Here is a 16,466-nt window from a genome sequence, read left to right as displayed (position 1 = left end):
ATGAATTTATGGATGTCATGCTCATTCGAGCTAGCTTCAGCGATGTTGCGTCACATCGCGCTGTAATTCGGCCCTCCGCCCCCCTCTGGAGGGGTCCAGACAATGTTCTGGCTGGGATCCTTGATGTCACACGTCTTGCAATGGACACAGTTCTGGGCGTTGATATGGAGTTTTTCCCGTCCTTTCTTGTCCTTCAGATATTCATACACCGCAGCCGGGCAATAGCGCGCTTCGGGACCCGCGAACGTCGCGAGGTTCAGCTTCTGTGGAACCTCTGCGTCTTTCAACGTCAGATGGGGAGGTTGGCTCTCGGCATGATTCACGTTCGCGATGAAGACCGACGAGAGACGGTCAAATGTAATCTTGTTGTCAGGCTTGGGATAGTCGATCGGACTGTAATTGGCGGCGGCCTGGAGCCTTCGGTGATCTTCGCCCGAGTGTTGAATGGTCCAAGGGAATCTTCCGCCCATGAGCTTTTGCTCAAGCGCTACCATCGCACCACCCAGGTACAGGCCCTTGCTCATCCATTGCTTGAAGTTGCGAGCCCTATGCAGTTCATCCTTCAGCCACGAGCGCCCAAAAGCCGCCGGATAGCTGGTGAGTTCATCCAAGGACCGACCGGCACAAATGGCTTCAAAAGCGGCCTCCGCCGCCAGCATTCCAGTCTTGATTGCGGCATGGCTGCCTTTGATCCGGGACGCATTTAGGAACCCAGCCTCGCAGCCGGCCAATGCGCCACCAGGGAAAGTCAGTTTTGGCAGTGAACACAGGCCACCGGCGGCTATCGCCCTTGCGCCATAGGACACGCGCTTGCCGCCCTCGAGGAACCACCGGATGGCTGGATGAGTCTTGTATTGCTGTAATTCTTGGAAAGGCGATAAATAGGGATTGGCGTAGCCCAGGCCCACGACAAATCCGACCGCAACGAGGTTGTCCTCCAGGTGATAAAGAAACGATCCCCCGTATGTTTTGGAATCAAGCGGCCAACCGGCAGTGTGGACGACGAGCCCCGCTTTATGCACTGTCGGGTTAACCTCCCAGAGCTCCTTTATACCGAGACCGTACACCTGTGGCTGAGAGGCCGCCCTGAGATTGAATTTCTCCTCTAGTTGCCGGCCAAGACTCCCCCGAGCTCCCTCACAAAACAGCGTATATTTCGCACTCAGTTCCATTCCCAACTGGAACCCGGCAGTCGGAAAACCGTCCTTTCCCAAACCGACATTGCCCGTCGCAACACCCTTCACAGCGCCGTCTTCGTCATAAAGAATCTCGGCAGCCGCATATCCTGGAAAAACGTCGACGCCCAGCTGAACTGCTTGCTCTCCGAGCCATCTTGCCACCTTTCCAAGACTGATCACGTAATTGCCGTCATTCTTGAAGCAACCGGGCAAAAGTGCGTGCGGCACGCGAAACGCTTTCTCCCGCGATAAAAACAGGAATCTATCCTCCGTAACCTCGACCTCGAGGGGAGCACCCAGCGCTTTCCAATTGGGTATCAACTCTGACAAAGCGCGCGGATCCATGACCGCGCCGGACAAAATATGCGCCCCGATCTCGGAACCTTTCTCGAGGACGCAAACGCTGATTTCTTGATTCGCCTCTTTTGCTAACTGCTTCAAACGAATTGCTGCCGCCAGTCCAGCCGGACCGCCCCCAACGATGACGATATCGTAATCCATCGATTCGCGCGGGCCGAACCTTGAGACAAGATCTTCATATACTTCCATCTGATTTCCACCACATTTAGCGAGGCAAAAACAAAGCAGTTCCCCCGTTTAAAGAGGAACTGCCGAACTCGGCAAATCCTGCGCTGTCCGCTGGCTCGTATGACGGCGCCGCAGTCCGCAGAAGCCGGCAGCTTAGAAAAGATGTTTCATACCAATACGCGCGACAAATTGCTTATTCGTTGAAGACGAATTATCCGCTCCCGAAATGTACGCATTATCGAGAAACGTTCCCGTCGAAGCTGAGACTTTCTGATACACGATCTGCGCATAGACATCCGTGCGTTTCGAGAGATAATAATCCGCCACCAAGCCCGCCATGTGCCATTTCGGCTTCGAATTTTCGTTACTGGCGTCATATCGCCCGTTGGTATACGTGTACATCGCACCAGCAAAGAAACTAGGAGTAAAAAAATACTGTGCATTGACCTCGAAATTATTGAATGTAAGCGAATTAACCGTGATTCCAGCGGGGAAATTTGACGGGGTTATATATCCGTTTCCCAGTGGACTTTCAATTTTGGAGTGAGTGTAGGTGAAGCCGAGCGACGCCAACCCGATCTTGTAGTTAATGCCGACCCCGAATTCCCGTTGGCTCGAAGCAAAGAAGCTGGCGTCATTAGCCGCAACGGCTCCTGTGGCTCCGATCCCGATATTGTCGACGTCTATATAGGCCACACCAATGGTGAACGGCCCTCCGGAATAACTCGCGCCTACGCTCATCGCACGGTTGTTGGAGAACTGCCCCGCCGTGTTACTAAAGCCGTACAAACCGCCGAACTTGAATCCTCCTATGTTCGGACTCGTGTATTTGACGGAATTGCTTAAGCGAAACGAATTGTCGGTGTTGTCGTTATCGAACGGATGCGCGAAAAGGTAACCAGCCCAGTTGCCATTCGCGGTCGTTGGTGCGACATAGTCGACAACTGAGTCGTATTGCCGGCCAAGCGTAATCGAGCCATAAGAGTCTTGCGCGACGCCAACGAACGCTTGACGTCCAAACATCCGTCCACCTTGATTGGCACGGCCGCTATTGAGATCGAAGCCGTTTTCGAGGACGAAGTTCGTCTTGACCCCCGCGCCGAGATCTTCCGAACCCTTGAGGCCCCAACGACTCCCGTACCCATACCCGGACGCCATCTCGAAGTTGTGGTGACCGCCGGTGTTGTTCGTATAGTTGAGGCCTTCGTCGATGACCCCATACAAGGTCACGCTCGACTGGGCGTAGGCCGCCGACATCCATACGGTCGTCAAGGCAAGAGCAAGCAGGGACTTCTTCATCTCAACCTCCAAATACACCCGTCCACGTCATTGTTTTGTTAACTTCCGGCTGACCGCGTCGCCTGAAGTCCCTTGATGTAATGCAATCGGGAGCCTAAGAAGCCGAAAAATCTTCTGCAAACGAAAGAATGTCATGTCTTGCATTCCAAAAAACATCCAAGGGGCTAGGGTTTCGATAAACATGAGGCGTGACGGTAATTGGACGCGTCTGGGTTGTCGATTTATGCGGATCGGGTTTTTGTGCGACGAAGCAACACCACGGCCTCAGATGGGACTAAAGGGGATTCGGGGAGTTTGTCGCGAACATTGTCAGTTCGATCGCAATCCTTAGCGCTTTACTTCCACGCCGACCTGTCATCGTGATTTTTTGTCAATAAAAAAAGCTGCCCTCGTGCATGCGATGCTCCACGCTAACGATGAGCCGATCCCTGCGATCATGGAAAAGCTCTCGCATCACGTCGAGAGCCACTTCGCGCTCGAGGCGCGACTCATGAAGCAATACGCGTTTCCGGCTCGTGAATGCCACATCGAGGAACATGAGAACGTGCTCGCATCGGTACGGGAAGTGAGTGTTCTGGTTGCAGCGTGAGACACGGGGGTGGCGGTTGCGCTCGCAGAAGCGCTCGCCGACTGGTTTCCTGGTCACTCCGATTACATGGATTCGGCCCTCGCCGCGTGGGTCTTAAAAAAGACAGCGGGCGGCGCCCCTCTGGTGCTGCGTCGAATGAGATCGCACGCCGCGCAGGTGCGCCTCGCATAAATCCCCGGTGAACCATCAATCAATTGCATAAAGACCGACAGTCGCGGTGCGATCGTCGAAGCTGAAAGGAGAGACCATGTCTATCAAACGAACGGAACAACAGTGGCGCGAGTTCGCCACCGGTTGCCTTGACTTCCGCCCGGAAGAAAACGTCTACCGAGTAGCGGGGGCGATGTTTACCGAGCCCGAACTCTTCGATCTCGAGATGGAGATGATCTTGGAGAAGAACTGGATCTACGCTTGCCACGAGAGTGAAATCAGCCGACCGAACGACTACGTCACAATGCAGGCGAGTCGTCAACCCCTCATCATCACGTGTGACGCCAAAGCCCAGTTGAATGCGCTCGTCAATGCCTGCGCACACCGGGGCGCAACGCTCACGCGCCTTTCGCGCGGGCATCAGTCGACCTTTGTATGCTCATTTCACGCATGGACGTTCCGCTCCGATGGCAAGCTTCTGAAGGTCAAGGCGCCCTCAGAGTATCCATCGGGATTCGACATTACGCACCGCGACCTGAAGAAGGCGCGCGTTGCAAGCTACAGGGGCTTCGTGTTCGTCAATCTTGATACCGAAGGCACACATTCGCTCGAGGATTGTCTGGGTGACGCAAGGATGTTTCTCGACCTGATGGTGGCGCAGTCGCCCACGGGTGAGCTCGAAGTACTGCCCGGCAAAGGTCACTACACGTATCAAGGGAACTGGAAACTACAGAACGAGAACGGTCTCGACGGCTATCACGTGAGCACCGTCCGCTACAACTACGTCGCGACCGTCACGCACCGCATGGAGATTAACGCGAAAGAGGGCTCGGATGTCAACAACTCACTTGACTACCGCAAGCTTGGCGCGGGCGACTCAAACACGGACGACGGTTGGTTCTCGTTTAAAAACGGCCACAGCGTTCTGTTCAGCGATATGCCGAACCCCGAAGTGCGTCCGGGCTACGCGACCATCATGCCGCGTCTGGTCGAGGAGCACGGTGAAAAGAAGGCCTCGTGGATGATGAAACGGCTGCGCAATCTGAATCTCTATCCGAGCCTCTTCTTCATGGATCAGATCAGCTCGCAGTTGCGTATCATCCGGCCTGTCGCGTGGACAAGACGGAAATCATCAGTCAGTGCATCGGCGTAAAGGGGGAGTCCGACAAGGATCGCGAAAGCCGGATCCGCCAATTTGAGGATTTCTTCAACGTGTCGGGCATGGGCACGCCTGACGACCTCTCCGAATTCCGCGAAGCACAGCGCGGCTTCCAAGGCCGAATGGAAGAGTGGAACGATATCTCACGTGGTTGCGACAGATGGATCACGGGGAGCACGCCGAACGCCGAAACACTCGGCATCAGCCCTGTCCTTACGGGCGCCGAATTGACGCACGAGGGTCTATACGTCAATCAGCACGGTGCATGGCGCGATGCACTCGTGATGGGACTTGATGCGCGAATCGAAAATGCACGAGGCATTGCGCAGGCGAATGAAGGAGAGCAGCAATGACGGTGGACGTTCTCAAAAGCGTGGAGCAGTTCCTGTACCGCAAAGCGGACTTGTGCGACAAGCGGCAGTGGGTTGACTATCTTGAACTGTTCGACCCAAAGTCGGAGTTCCATATTCCGCAGTGGGAATCGGAACATGTCTACACGACCGATCCGAAGCGCAGTATGTCGCTCATTCACTACGCGACGCGAGCGGGGTCTTGAAGACGGCGTATTCCGCCTTGGGACAGGCAAGTCAGCCGCCTCGTCCCCGATGCCGCGCACGCTGCATCAGGTGATGCAATGTAATTGTACGACCGCTCGACGACGGCGAGTTGGAAGCCACTGCCAAGTGGGCGACACATGGTTATCGGTTCGGGACATCGTCGTACTTCTTCGGTGATTCGACCCATCGCCTGAAGCCTTCGGGTTCGAGTTGGATCATCATGAAGAAACATATTGTGTTGCTTAACGACAAGATCGACTCGGTCCTTGACTTCTATCACGTGTAGTCAGATCAGGAAGGGGCGCGATCAGGCTCAGCTTTCTCGCCTTCTCCGCGTGTCCCGGGGAAGTTCTTGGAATCGTGAGAAGAAGTACGCCGAGAACCGCCCCAAATGCCCGAATCCCAGAGCAAGTGCTGTGTCCGTGATGCTTGCCGAGGCGTCCCCCAAAAGTCGCGCACGCGCGGCGTCAAGTCGCAAATTGCGAAGCAATTTCATTGGCGGCACACCGTGATGGCGATGGCAAAGTATGTTGAGCGCGCGGGAGCTCATGCTTGCGGCACGTGCAAGATCTTCCAGCGAGATGGGCGCACACAGCCTTGAATCGATGTAGGCAAGCACGGCGTCCATCTCCCGTGTAGTGGTCAAGTTATTTTGGACAGGCCGATAGGTTCTTTCACTATCGGTTTCGCCTCGTAGGCAGCGGGCGACAGATAGCCCAAGGTCGAATGTAGACGTACGGCATTGTAGAAGCCGACGATGTACTGGTTGATGTCGCGCCGTGCCTCGTCGTGGTTGGCGTACTGACGCTGCCACACGCGCTCCATTTTCAGGTTCAGGAAGAACCGTTCCATCACCGAGTTGTCCCAGCAATTTCCCTTTCGACTCATGCTACAAACCACGTGATGCCGCTTCAGCAAGGCTTGGTACTCGTCACTCGCATATTGACTGCCCCTGTCCGAATGTAGGACCAGGCCCGGCGCTGGCCGGCGTTGCTGCAACGCCATTGTCAGTGCCGACATGACCAGTCCGGCCGGCATGTTGGGCGACATGGCCCAGCCGACGACCTTGCGTGAGAACAGGTCCAGCACGACCGCCAGATACAGCCAGCCCTGCGCCGTGCGGATATACGTGATATCAGAAACCCACGCACGATTAGGCTCGTCCACGTCAAACCGCCGGTCGAGCACGTTTGCGGCCACAGCTAGCGTATGCCTGCTGTCGGTCGTCGAGACGAACTTGCGCTTCCAGCTCGTGCGCAGGCCCGCTTCGCGCATCAGTGCACGCACGCGATAGCGACCAATATGCAGCCCTTGCTGCCGCAGCGCATGCATCACACGCCGGCTGCCATAGCTCGCGCCGCTGGCGGCGAATGCTGCCTTGACGTGGGTCCGCTCCTGCAGACTCTTTGCACTCGGCTTTGCGCGCCGGTGTGCATAGTAGCCAGAGCGGCTCACCTGCAAAACCCGGCAGGCGTGACTGACCGATACGGCCTCCTGTTGCAAGTGATTTACCACGCGGTAAGTCACTTCAGTTCCCGGGCAAAGAAGGCCGACGCTTTTTTTAGCAGCGCGTTGTCCTCTCGCAATTGCCGGTTCTCAGCTTCAAGTTGCCGGATGCGCTGCTGTTCCGCAGTCAGCGGTTTGCCCTCACCGGGGCCACCGGCACGTTCCGCATCGTACTGCGCCACCCACCGCCGTACGGCCGTCTCAACAAGGTCCATCGACCGGCTGACTTCACTGACCGATAAACCCTGGTCTCGTACCATCCGTACCACTTCCAGCTTGAAGCTGGCGTCAAATTGTCGGCGCCTTCTTGTCATCTATTGTTTTTCCTCGTCGATTCAGGATTGTCCTCCTATCGACCTGCCCGAGGAAATTAGACCATCACACCGAAGACCGTTCGCTCGAATGCCCCCATGCAGAGGAGGCTGGCCCGATGGGCGGGTCTCAACCACAAGCGGCTTCGGCTCGGCCCGATGTGCGAGCAGGAAGAACGCGAGGTTGCGCTCGAAGTGATCGAGCCATACAGAATGCAAGCCGCCGTCGTCTGGCATCGATAGGTTGTTAAGAAGCGACTGGATGATGAAGTCCTACTGCGAGCCGAGCGAGCGAGGAAGTAGCCCCGCCATTAAATCTACCTTCTCGTCCGGCAGCAGGCTTCTCACATCGCCCAACAATTTGTCAGGCACGCGCACGATAAGCTGCTGCGTACCAGCGAGCCAGCGAAGCCGGCAGTTTTGCCTGGGTGCGAGCACTGCCGTGCGGCCTTCAGGCACGCGGATTGAGCGACCATCGCACTCGAACTCGGCTTCGCCTGAAAGCGACGTATGCACCAAAGTAAAGCCGTCAAACGAGCACGGTGTGATTTCAATCTGCGCGCCATAGGACAAGGAATAGACCTTTAACTGATTGAGCTCACCTTTGAACAGCGCGGCGTTCGGTGCGCCCTGCTTCCAGTTAAAAACGTGCTCGGAGAACTCTCGGGCGACGTGCTCGTGCGCTTCAGCGCGCGAATCGGACCGAAAGACGCAATTCCGGTAAAGCCCGGAAAGCACCTTCGCTTTTGGGGAGAGGGACATCGTTTCTCCAGGTGCGGCTCTTTTACATCACCGGCCGCCTCTAGCATTCATCATATGACGCGTTGCAAATCCGCCCGGTTAAGAGCATGAGCCGATAGGTGTGCGGCGCCGCTAAAAGATTGAGCACGAATTCTGTTGTTGAGGCTCACCCCACTGTACTTTTTCGTCAAAGCCAAAACCTAAAACGTCATCACTTTAGCGCCAACTTTCACCGCTTCTTTCCGAACACAGCCCCGAGTTCTTGGCTCAGGCGTAACGAGACAGACAACATTTCGGTGAACAAGGACCGAGATGCAACGGCGGTTCGCTTCCCATGCCGATGTTCCTCGAGTGTTCGGGATCCACCTGCGATGGAATCTGAATCGCCGCCCCGTTCATGCTCGTCAAACATGTGCAAATGCTCGACCGTTTTGACAAAGATCATCTTCGGGTTTGCGCAACCCTTGCCGGCGTGAATCCTCGGATTTGCCGCGCGAGTTCATCATGCAAGAAGCGTGCTCGCGATGCGCATTTTCGTCCGCGAGTGAGAAGATGCGTCAGTCAATAGTTCGTTGCGATTGCATCGCCCGTACGAGCTTCGTACCGCGAGGGTCATTGCGATGTCCACGCGGCCATCGCAGCAGCAGAGGAGCATTGGTCACACCTAGGACAGGCCGTGTTCCGCGGCGTGGAACCGTGATTCAGGCGACCGCCGTACGCACCGGCGTGGCCCCGAAATCCCGGCGGCGCACCAAACTAAGATGACTACCCAAGCAAGTCTGCGCACAAATCGCGAACCGTTCCCCGTGGGAGAACTTCGCTTCGTGTCTCCATGGCGAAATGCAGCGGCAGTTCGCACGCCTCGGTCACCACGAGGTCATTTTCCTTCGCAAATTTCAGCGCAAAGTCGAAGGCCATCGCCTCAATTTCGCGCAGCCGTTAATCCCGGATCAAGGCCTTGATGCCACCGATTATCGTCGGACGCGCTTACAAGGAATACTGCATGTTGGCGTTCGGCCACTCGCCTTGGCACCGAACCCGGACATCACACCGCACAGACGCTCTGACCAGTCGCGTGGTCGAGACTTGCTCTCACTTTTAGTGATGCGTTGAATGAAGTACTCAATAGGAGAAGATACGGCCATGTCTTTTGTCTAGTTGGCGGCGGGCGCATGCACAGGCGAATGTACACGCGTGGCGCTCGGGGCCACAAGAGATGACTTACGCCTTGACCGCTTCCGAATGAACCAAGGCGACATCATCCGGACCCGGGTGAGCGCTTCGCTCAGCGGATTCTAGTGTATTGACGAGCAGCATTGTGATCGTCATCGGCCCTACTCCACCCGGAACGGGTGTGACGTAGCCGGCCACTTTGCTAACAGATGCGAAGTCGACATCGCCGCAAAGCTTGCCCTCGTCCGTTTTGTTCATGCCGACGTCGATAATCGTGGCACATGGCTTGACCATATCGCCTGTCAGTATGTTGCGCTTACCAACCGCAGCGACAACGATATCCGCGTTCCGAGTGTGATAGGCCAAGTCCGCCGTTTTGCTGTGACATACGGTGACGGTCGCACCGGCTTCCAGGAGGAGCAGCGCCATCGGCTTTCCGACGATGTTCGAGCGGCCAATTACGACTGCATTTTTTCCAGTGATCGCAATCTGATACGCCTCAAGCATTTTCATTACGCCATATGGGGTACACGGCCGAAACTGGGGCATCCCGGTCATCAGCGAGCCAGCATTTGCGACGTGAAATCCGTCCACGTCCTTTGACGCCGAGATTGTCTCAATGACGTTGTGGCTGTTAATGTGGCGAGGCAGCGGAAGCTGAACAAGAATGCCGTGGATATTCGGGTCCGCGTTCAGTTCTTCAATTCGCGCCAGAAGCTGCGCCTCTCTGACATCGGCCGGCAAGCGTTCGAGGTTGGAAGACAGACCGTTCTGCTCGCACGCTTTCACCTTGTTGCGAACATAGACAGCACTGGCGGGGTCATCGCCGACCAGAATAACGGCGAGACCCGGCGTGGTGCCTTTCGCTTTCAGCACACGGGCGCGACGTGCCACTTCCTCACGCAGCGCCTTCGACACCGCAAGCCCATCGATGATCTTTGCTTGATTCATATTCGACTCAACACGTGATGAATAAACTCTAAAAGTGTGTACGCCCTAGTGTCCGAATGAGAGTAATTGGATGCGACGAAACCGCACCTGGTTTACGCTAGGTCGCGCCTCGTCTTACACTAGGGACCGGGTGCCTGGTCGGCGCCCTACGCGGCGACGTGCCTGTACTCGTTTGACTCAGCTACTAGCCACTTCAAAATGTATTCCACATAGCCGATATCGACGTACAAGATATATTCTCGCGTGGCTCGATGGATCAGGATTGCGGGCAGGCTCGCAAATCTCGTAGTCACCGCGTGCCCAATCGGAAAGCTACCTGTGTCCATGTCGATCGAACAGCCTTGAGCGATAAACGCGGCTGCGTTCGATCCGGAGACGCGTACACCGAACCGGCTATCGGATACAAGCGTGACCGCGGCAAACTTCCCCTCCAGCGCGCTCTTCAACGCATTCTCGTACTGCGCTTCATTCTCCAACGCACAGAAGCAGAGATACTCGTTCGGCCCGGCCCATATCACGGTGACATCTCCGTTGGAAACTGTCCTGGAGGGTGCAGGCAGCTGCACACCCAGATTCTCCCCCGCCGTAGAAACGAAAGCTGCATCCGACTGGCGGCCCTGCACTCGCAAAATGCCAGAGAGAGGCAACTCGGTGATCTGCAGCGTCGATGTTTGAATCGGAAACACACATTTATCGACGTACTCATGGGAAAAAGTCGATCTTGCGTTGAACTTAACCATTGAGACGTTCTCCCTTTGGATCAAAATGCGCCGTCGGAACAACGCGAGCGATGGTCATCTTTCCCTTTGCATAGATATTCACAGTCTCACCGAGCCTCGATGCACCGTTGCGTAAGATGCCCATCCCAATCGATTTGTGCAGCGTCGGGCTGAGACACGATGACGTGACGTAACCTTGCGACGGGCTCGGCATCTTCGGATTTGCTTCATTCACAAAATGACCACCGACGGGCAGCTTGATGTTCGGGTCAAGCGACTCAAGTCCGACGTACTCTAGGCGATCTGTACCCCTGTCCGCTGGCCGCTGAAGAGACCTGCGTCCAATGAAGTCATCAGCCTTTTTCTCTATGATCTTCGCCCAACCGATGTCCAGTGGATTCGAATTTCCGTCAGTATCGGCGCCAATGTGTATATAGCCTTTCTCAGTTCGAAGTACTTCGAGCGCCTCAATGCCGTAGGGCGTAATGCCATAGCGCTCTCCGACCTCAGCAATCGCGTCCCAAAGTGACTTGCCGTATCGGTTGGCGATGGAGATTTCGTACGTGACCTCGCCCGTGAAACTCGCGCGCAGAATCCGAACCGGAACTCCGGCAAGCGTTCCAACCCGGAAATGCATATGCGGGAAGTTTTGGGCATCGAAATCGATGTTCGAATTCAGGTCCTGCATGACCACTCGCGCCATCGGGCCGGAGACGGTCACGTTGGCCCATTGAGACGTGACGTTATTCACGAAGACACGAAGTTCAGGCCACTCACACTGCAGCAACTCCTCCATCAGCAGGAAGACCCTACCGACAGCCGCGCTAGTCGCGTGGACAAGGAAGTGATCGTTAGCAAGACGGACGACCACGCCGTCGTCGATGAGCACGCCGTTTTCGTTCGTGAGCATCGCGTAGCGAGCAGCGCCTACCTTCAGCGTCGCAAGATTGTTTACGTACATCCGGTTCAGAAACGTCGCCGCGTCAGGCCCCTTCACTTCGAGCTTACCTAACGGAGAGCCGTCAAACATGCCGACGCCGTTGCGCACCGCGAGCGCTTCACGCTTTGTTGCCGCAGCCACATCTTCGTTGCCACGGAGGTAGCACTCGGGACGCCGCCAGCCATAGTCAGCGAAGCTCGCACGAGCTGCGACGTGGGATGAAGAAGCGTGCAGGGCCTGCCATGGCGCATACAGCTCGCCACGGGTGTTACCAGCGAACGCGCCAATCGTCACCGGTTGGTAAGGCGGGCGAAAACGGGTCGTACCAACTTTCTCGATGGGCTGTTCGCTCAACTCGGCCATCACCGCCAAAATGTTGAAGTTGCTCGACTTTCCTTGGTCAATGCTCATACCCCCTGTGGTGTATCGCTTGACATGCTCCACCGATCGGAAGTTTTCCCGCATGGCCAAATCGACGTCCGAGACCTTCACGTCATACTGGAAGTCCAGCCACTGCTTGTCCATCGGCGCACTACGTGTGTACCAATAGGGCTCGATCCTAAGCGATTCCTCCGCTACCGCGTGCGTCCTCAGCGGAAGCTGACTTGCGGCGACCTTGCTCCCGAGTCGCTCGACAACCGCTTCGCCGGCTTGGATGCCTTGCTGGATGCACAGCGGGAGAGGGAACGTGCCGTTCGCTGCGCCGATCACTTGCACGTCCTGCGAACACGCACTCGGCACCAGGCATGCAAGCGCCTCATCATATGTGAGTGCGCCACCCGCCTGGCTGAAAAGGTGAATAGTCGGAGTCCATCCGCTTGACATGGCGACCAGATCGCACTGGATGGTCGTTGTTTCTCTATCAAGCTTTCCTCCGCCCCTGTGAGCCGCTATCTTCAACGCCCTCACCCTGCGCGTTCCGACCACATCGCGGATGCCGTGGCCGACGTAGTGACGAATGCCCAGCTTCGTCAGATCGCGCACGAGTTCGTCGGCGACCTTCGCTCGCGTATCTACCACGCAAACCTTCTTCACACCAACTTTGCTTAAATCGAGCGCGGTTCGATACGCGTCGTCGTTGTTCGTCGCAATAACGACATTCTTTCCGGGAACAACACCAAAGCGGTTCACGTACATACGCACCGCTGAGGCGAGCATAATTCCCGGACGATCGTTGTTCGCAAACACCAGCGGCCGCTCGATTGCACCGGTCGCGAGAATCACAGTCTTCGTGCGAATTCGCCAAAGGCGCTCGCGGAGGCGCCCTTCCTGTCCCTTCGGTCCCAGATGATTGGCCACGCGCTGCGCGGCCGCAAGGAAATTGCCCTCGTAGTAGCCGCTCACGTTCGTGCGGGGAAGCAACTGAACGTTGGGGAGTGCCTCAAGCTGAGCAACGGTAGCTTGAACCCATTTAGCTCCCGGTTGACCGTCGATGCGAAAACGCTCTCCGAGTAGCGAGCCACCAAACTGATCCCGGTCATCGGCAACGATGACGCGGAGGCCGGCTTGACCTGCAATCAGGGCAGCCACAAGGCCGGCGGGGCCGCCACCAACGATCAGCAGATCGCAATGAACGTTCTGTTTCAGGTACTCCTGCGCATCAGGCTCCTTCGGCGCTTTGCCCAGGCCAGCAATCGGCCGAACAAAGCGCTCGTAGAAATGCCAGTTCGGCCACATCATCGATTTGTAGTAGAACGAGGCCGGCAGCACTTTCGAGAATTTGTCCATCACACTCAGCACATCGTGCTGCGCGCTCGGCCATGCGTTCTGGCTCGAAGCCTTAAGGCCCGGATAAAGCGGCATCATCGTCGATCGAACATTGGGTTCGTCGAATTGGCCTGATTCGAGCTGCATAAGACCGTTGGTTTCCTCAACCCAACCACCCATGATTCCGCGAGGTCTGTGCAGTTTGAAACTGCGACCCACAATCGCAACTCCATTCGAAAGCAACGCCGCAGCGAGCGTATCGCCTTCCAGCCCCTCATAGGACTTCCCGTCGAACGTGAACTGCACTTTGCGCTGTTGCTCACCTGCGAGTTTTCCGAAAGGGGTAACACGCTCAAGCGGCTTCATGAACGCCTCCCGCGACCCGCTTTTCGCTATCCGAGTGGCGAGGCACTTCAGCGAAGGTAAAAACTCGAATCAGGCTGTGAGTGACGGTATCACGTTCGACTCCGAACCACTGCCGGCAGCCGAACGTGTGTCGCCAGCGCTCGAGGGAGGCGCCGCGAATGTTCTCGCGCGTGAAGAGGTAGCCAGCCCATTGCGAATCGTTGAGTTCATGCGGAGCGCTCGGACGAACTCGCTCATAAGGTCCGCCGAAGGTGAACTCGTCTTCGTCTCGGGTGCTGCCGCAGTGAGGACACAGAATGCGTAACATGGTTTCTCTAATTTAGTGATCGACGCCGGCTGCTGCGGCCTCATTGACAAAGCGACCAGTCTGGAAGCGTTCTATACCGAAAGGTTCAATGAGCGGATGGGGTTGGTCGTTAGCAACTGTGTAGGCCAGCGTTTCTCCGCCAACAGGAATCGCTTTGAAACCACCCGTACCCCAACCCGTACTGATATACAACGCCGTAACCGGAGTCTTCCCGATGATCGGGCTAGTGTCCGGCGAGATGTCGACGATGCCCGCCCACTGGCGCATGAGCTTGAGCCGACTGAAGGCGGGAAACAGATTTAGCGTCGAACTCAATGTGTCTTCCAGCGCTGGAAGCGTCCCCCGCTGACCGTACGATGGATAAGCATCCGCGCGACCACCTATGAGGATTTCGCCACGATCTGACTGACTGACGTAGCAATGAACAAGAGGTGACACAACCAGGCCATCTAGAACTGGCTTGATCGGCTCACTCACCATCGCTTGTAAAGCCACGCTCGTGATGGGCAAAGTGATGCCCGCCATCTTCGCCAATACTGTCGAATGACCTGCAACCGCAAAGACCACCTTGTCGGCCTCAATCGAACCACGGTTCGTTTCAACGCCACGAACGCGATTGCCAGCCATTCGTACGCCGGAGACCTCGCAGTTCTGGATTATGTCGACCCCAAGCGCATCGGCACCTCGTGCGTATCCCCACGCAACTGCGTCATGTCGCGCTACCCCTGCCCGTCGTTGTATAAAACCGCCGTAGATTGGAAACCGAGCGCTCCGACTCGTGTCCAGAGGGGACATGAATTCTTTGACCTGGTGAACATCGAGCATCTCCGCATCGATCCCCTGAAGCTGAATCGAGTTCGACCAACGTTCCAAGCCATCCATCTGGCCCGGGCTGTGAGCAAGGGTCACAGCACCATGCTGGCTCAGCATGACGTTGTAGTTCAACTCCTTGCTCAAGCCCTCGTAGAGGTCCAACGACCGGTCGAAGAAATCCGTGCTCTCCCGATAGAAGTAGTTCGACCGGATTGCAGTCGTGTTACGACCGGTGTTGCCTCCGCCGAGCCAGCCCTTCTCGAGGACTGCGACATCGGTAATGCCGTGATTCTTTGCCAGGTAATAGGCAGTTGCGAGACCTTGACCGCCGCCGCCCACGATAACGACGTCATAACGCGATTTCGGCTCGCGGGAGCGCCACGCCTGGGGCCAGTTGCGGTGCCCCGAGAGTGCATGCTTCGCGAGTGACCAGAATGAGTAATGTTCCAAGCGCGACCTCGTCGTCTAAATTGGATGGTCACAGAACAACCGTACGATGGCCGTTCAGGAAGATTCGACCTTCGCTGAACAGCCGAACCGCATGCGCGAGCGCAACGGCCTCAGTATCGTGGCCGACCAGGACCATGTCGTCTGCCGAGTACGTGTGGTCGATCTGTTTCACTTCTTGAGCGATGATCGGACCCTCATCCAGATCGCTTGTTACAAAGTGAGCAGTGGCGCCTATCACTTTCACGCCGCGTTCGTGCGCTTGGTGATATGGACGCGCGCCTTTGAACCCGGGCAGGAAAGAATGATGAATGTTGATTGCGCGACCTTCGAGTCGGCGACTCATGTCATCGGAGAGAATCTGCATATAGCGAGCGAGGACCAACAGTTCACTTTTGGTCTCTGCGAAGAGTTCGAGGATCTGAGCCTCCTGCTGGGGCTTCGTCTGCGCCGTGATTGGGAAATGATGGAACGGAATGCGGTACCATTCGACGAGGCTTCGGCAATCGTCGTGGTTTGAGACTACACCGACGATATCGATTGCCAAGGCGCCCGCCCGCCACTTTGTCAGGATCAGGTTGAGACAGTGGTCGTACTTCGAAACTGCGATCAAGACTTTGGGCCGGTAATTCGCTGGCCGCAGTGTGAACGTCATCTCGAGTTCTTTGGCGATACGGTTGATCTTCTCGCGAACTTCGCCGAGCGGAGCCTTCATCGCGTGGTCGTTGAAGACCATCCGCGCGAAGAATTTCTTCGTCTCGGGGTCTCCATAGTGAAATGACTCGGTAACAAAAACTCCTTGTTCATAGAGCAGCCCCGCCACCTTGGCCAATATGCCCAGGCGGTCGGGACATTCAAACGAGAAGAGATAATTCGAGTGCTTATGCTCTGCTGCGGTAGACATGGACGATCCCAGAATCGAAATGATGAAAACTGTTTTTCAGCAGGTCGCCGCGCGGCCCTGTTTTGCATAGTTGCCCCCACGTTGCCCGGGCAGGTTTTCTTTGGCACGGCGAATAGGGTTG

General features: G+C 56.3%; 16 protein-coding genes and 1 pseudogene. 5 read left to right on the top strand and 12 right to left on the bottom strand.

Annotated features, from left to right (window positions below):
* Nucleotides 1-50: 50 nt before the first annotated feature.
* Both ACFSNN_RS04035 and ACFSNN_RS04030 read right to left on the bottom strand, forming a co-directional pair.
* Nucleotides 51-1,727 (bottom strand): electron transfer flavoprotein-ubiquinone oxidoreductase, encoded by a 1,677-nt coding sequence (locus ACFSNN_RS04035; protein WP_377688926.1) that lies wholly within the window; start codon nucleotides 1,725-1,727, stop codon nucleotides 51-53.
* A 132-nt stretch (nucleotides 1,728-1,859) separates the two neighbouring features.
* The gene (locus tag ACFSNN_RS04030) at nucleotides 1,860-3,005 is read right to left on the bottom strand and encodes a porin (RefSeq protein WP_134466032.1); all 1,146 of its coding nucleotides are present in this window, start codon (nucleotides 3,003-3,005) and stop codon (nucleotides 1,860-1,862) included.
* A gap of 400 nt (nucleotides 3,006-3,405) precedes the next feature.
* On the opposite strand from ACFSNN_RS04030, the gene ACFSNN_RS04025 reads away from it, so the two are divergent.
* The 5 genes from ACFSNN_RS04025 (at nucleotide 3,406) to ACFSNN_RS04005 (ending at nucleotide 5,746) form a co-directional block, all read left to right on the top strand.
* Nucleotides 3,406-3,594 (top strand): hemerythrin domain-containing protein, encoded by a 189-nt coding sequence (locus tag ACFSNN_RS04025; protein ID WP_134466033.1) that lies wholly within the window; start codon nucleotides 3,406-3,408, stop codon nucleotides 3,592-3,594.
* A gap of 247 nt (nucleotides 3,595-3,841) precedes the next feature.
* A complete protein-coding gene (locus ACFSNN_RS04020; RefSeq protein ID WP_377747698.1) occupies nucleotides 3,842-4,897 on the top strand; it encodes a Rieske 2Fe-2S domain-containing protein in 1,056 nt (351 codons plus the stop codon).
* Nucleotides 4,858-5,256: an SRPBCC family protein gene (locus ACFSNN_RS04015; protein WP_244323229.1), complete on the top strand. Its 399-nt coding sequence runs from the start codon at nucleotides 4,858-4,860 to the stop codon at nucleotides 5,254-5,256. The genes ACFSNN_RS04020 and ACFSNN_RS04015 overlap by 40 nt, the downstream gene beginning before the upstream one ends.
* Nucleotides 5,253-5,459, top strand: a complete 207-nt coding sequence (locus ACFSNN_RS04010; RefSeq protein ID WP_279631202.1) for an aromatic-ring-hydroxylating dioxygenase subunit beta — start codon at nucleotides 5,253-5,255, stop codon at nucleotides 5,457-5,459. Before ACFSNN_RS04015 ends, ACFSNN_RS04010 begins: the two co-directional genes overlap by 4 nt.
* 110 nt (nucleotides 5,460-5,569) lie before the next feature.
* Complete coding sequence (locus ACFSNN_RS04005) at nucleotides 5,570-5,746, top strand: aromatic-ring-hydroxylating dioxygenase subunit beta (RefSeq protein ID WP_279631204.1); 177 nt, start codon at nucleotides 5,570-5,572, stop codon at nucleotides 5,744-5,746.
* 27 nt (nucleotides 5,747-5,773) lie between these two features.
* Here the strand turns inward: ACFSNN_RS04005 and ACFSNN_RS04000 are convergent, their stop codons facing one another.
* The 10 genes and pseudogenes from ACFSNN_RS04000 to purU all read right to left on the bottom strand — a co-directional run bounded on the left by ACFSNN_RS04000 (nucleotide 5,774) and on the right by purU (nucleotide 16,345).
* The gene (locus tag ACFSNN_RS04000; protein ID WP_134466034.1) at nucleotides 5,774-6,088 is read right to left on the bottom strand and encodes a helix-turn-helix domain-containing protein; all 315 of its coding nucleotides are present in this window, start codon (nucleotides 6,086-6,088) and stop codon (nucleotides 5,774-5,776) included.
* Nucleotides 6,089-6,102: 14 nt separating this feature from the next.
* A protein-coding gene (locus ACFSNN_RS03995; protein ID WP_208949645.1) for an IS3 family transposase occupies nucleotides 6,103-7,280 on the bottom strand; the annotation gives its coding sequence in 2 pieces (ribosomal slippage) (nucleotides 6,103-7,013 and nucleotides 7,013-7,280; 1,179 coding nt in all).
* A 270-nt stretch (nucleotides 7,281-7,550) separates the two neighbouring features.
* A complete protein-coding gene (locus ACFSNN_RS03990) occupies nucleotides 7,551-8,039 on the bottom strand; it encodes a cupin domain-containing protein (RefSeq protein WP_134466035.1) in 489 nt (162 codons plus the stop codon).
* Nucleotides 8,040-8,783: 744 nt separating this feature from the next.
* Nucleotides 8,784-9,163: pseudogene (locus ACFSNN_RS03985) on the bottom strand (DUF3579 domain-containing protein).
* Between the two features lie 76 nt (nucleotides 9,164-9,239).
* Entirely contained in the window at nucleotides 9,240-10,142 is a 903-nt protein-coding gene (folD, locus tag ACFSNN_RS03980) for a bifunctional methylenetetrahydrofolate dehydrogenase/methenyltetrahydrofolate cyclohydrolase FolD (protein WP_134466036.1), read from the bottom strand.
* A gap of 146 nt (nucleotides 10,143-10,288) precedes the next feature.
* Entirely contained in the window at nucleotides 10,289-10,882 is a 594-nt protein-coding gene (locus tag ACFSNN_RS03975; RefSeq protein WP_134466037.1) for a sarcosine oxidase subunit gamma, read from the bottom strand.
* Nucleotides 10,875-13,874 carry a sarcosine oxidase subunit alpha family protein gene (locus tag ACFSNN_RS03970; protein WP_134466038.1) on the bottom strand — a complete coding sequence of 1,000 codons (3,000 nt, stop codon included), beginning with the start codon at nucleotides 13,872-13,874 and terminating at the stop codon, nucleotides 10,875-10,877. Before ACFSNN_RS03970 ends, ACFSNN_RS03975 begins: the two co-directional genes overlap by 8 nt.
* Nucleotides 13,861-14,181, bottom strand: coding sequence for a sarcosine oxidase subunit delta (locus tag ACFSNN_RS03965; RefSeq protein ID WP_134466039.1), 321 nt, complete (start codon nucleotides 14,179-14,181; stop codon nucleotides 13,861-13,863). The genes ACFSNN_RS03970 and ACFSNN_RS03965 overlap by 14 nt, the downstream gene beginning before the upstream one ends.
* Nucleotides 14,182-14,193: 12 nt before the next feature.
* Nucleotides 14,194-15,444, bottom strand: a complete 1,251-nt coding sequence (locus tag ACFSNN_RS03960; protein ID WP_134466040.1) for a sarcosine oxidase subunit beta family protein — start codon at nucleotides 15,442-15,444, stop codon at nucleotides 14,194-14,196.
* A gap of 28 nt (nucleotides 15,445-15,472) precedes the next feature.
* A complete protein-coding gene (purU, locus tag ACFSNN_RS03955) occupies nucleotides 15,473-16,345 on the bottom strand; it encodes a formyltetrahydrofolate deformylase (RefSeq protein WP_134466041.1) in 873 nt (290 codons plus the stop codon).
* Between the last annotated feature and the right edge of the window lie 121 nt (nucleotides 16,346-16,466).

Source organism: Paraburkholderia dipogonis (assembly GCF_042680985.1).
GTDB classification, from domain to species: Bacteria; Pseudomonadota; Gammaproteobacteria; order Burkholderiales; family Burkholderiaceae; genus Paraburkholderia; species Paraburkholderia phytofirmans.
The sequence above is the reverse complement of the archived record's forward strand: the minus strand, read 5'-3'. Positions and strand labels throughout refer to the sequence as shown.

Coding starts and splice junctions, on each gene's coding strand:
- ACFSNN_RS04035 (WP_377688926.1), bottom strand. CDS start 1,727: ATGGAAGTATATGAAGATCTTGTCTCAAGGTTCGGCCCGCGCGAATCG.
- ACFSNN_RS04030 (WP_134466032.1), bottom strand. CDS start 3,005: ATGAAGAAGTCCCTGCTTGCTCTTGCCTTGACGACCGTATGGATGTCG.
- ACFSNN_RS04025 (WP_134466033.1), top strand. CDS start 3,406: ATGCTCCACGCTAACGATGAGCCGATCCCTGCGATCATGGAAAAGCTC.
- ACFSNN_RS04020 (WP_377747698.1), top strand. CDS start 3,842: ATGTCTATCAAACGAACGGAACAACAGTGGCGCGAGTTCGCCACCGGT.
- ACFSNN_RS04010 (WP_279631202.1), top strand. CDS start 5,253: ATGACGGTGGACGTTCTCAAAAGCGTGGAGCAGTTCCTGTACCGCAAA.
- ACFSNN_RS04000 (WP_134466034.1), bottom strand. CDS start 6,088: ATGGACGCCGTGCTTGCCTACATCGATTCAAGGCTGTGTGCGCCCATC.
- ACFSNN_RS03990 (WP_134466035.1), bottom strand. CDS start 8,039: ATGTCCCTCTCCCCAAAAGCGAAGGTGCTTTCCGGGCTTTACCGGAAT.
- folD (WP_134466036.1), bottom strand. CDS start 10,142: ATGAATCAAGCAAAGATCATCGATGGGCTTGCGGTGTCGAAGGCGCTG.
- ACFSNN_RS03975 (WP_134466037.1), bottom strand. CDS start 10,882: ATGGTTAAGTTCAACGCAAGATCGACTTTTTCCCATGAGTACGTCGAT.
- ACFSNN_RS03970 (WP_134466038.1), bottom strand. CDS start 13,874: ATGAAGCCGCTTGAGCGTGTTACCCCTTTCGGAAAACTCGCAGGTGAG.
- ACFSNN_RS03965 (WP_134466039.1), bottom strand. CDS start 14,181: ATGTTACGCATTCTGTGTCCTCACTGCGGCAGCACCCGAGACGAAGAC.
- purU (WP_134466041.1), bottom strand. CDS start 16,345: ATGTCTACCGCAGCAGAGCATAAGCACTCGAATTATCTCTTCTCGTTT.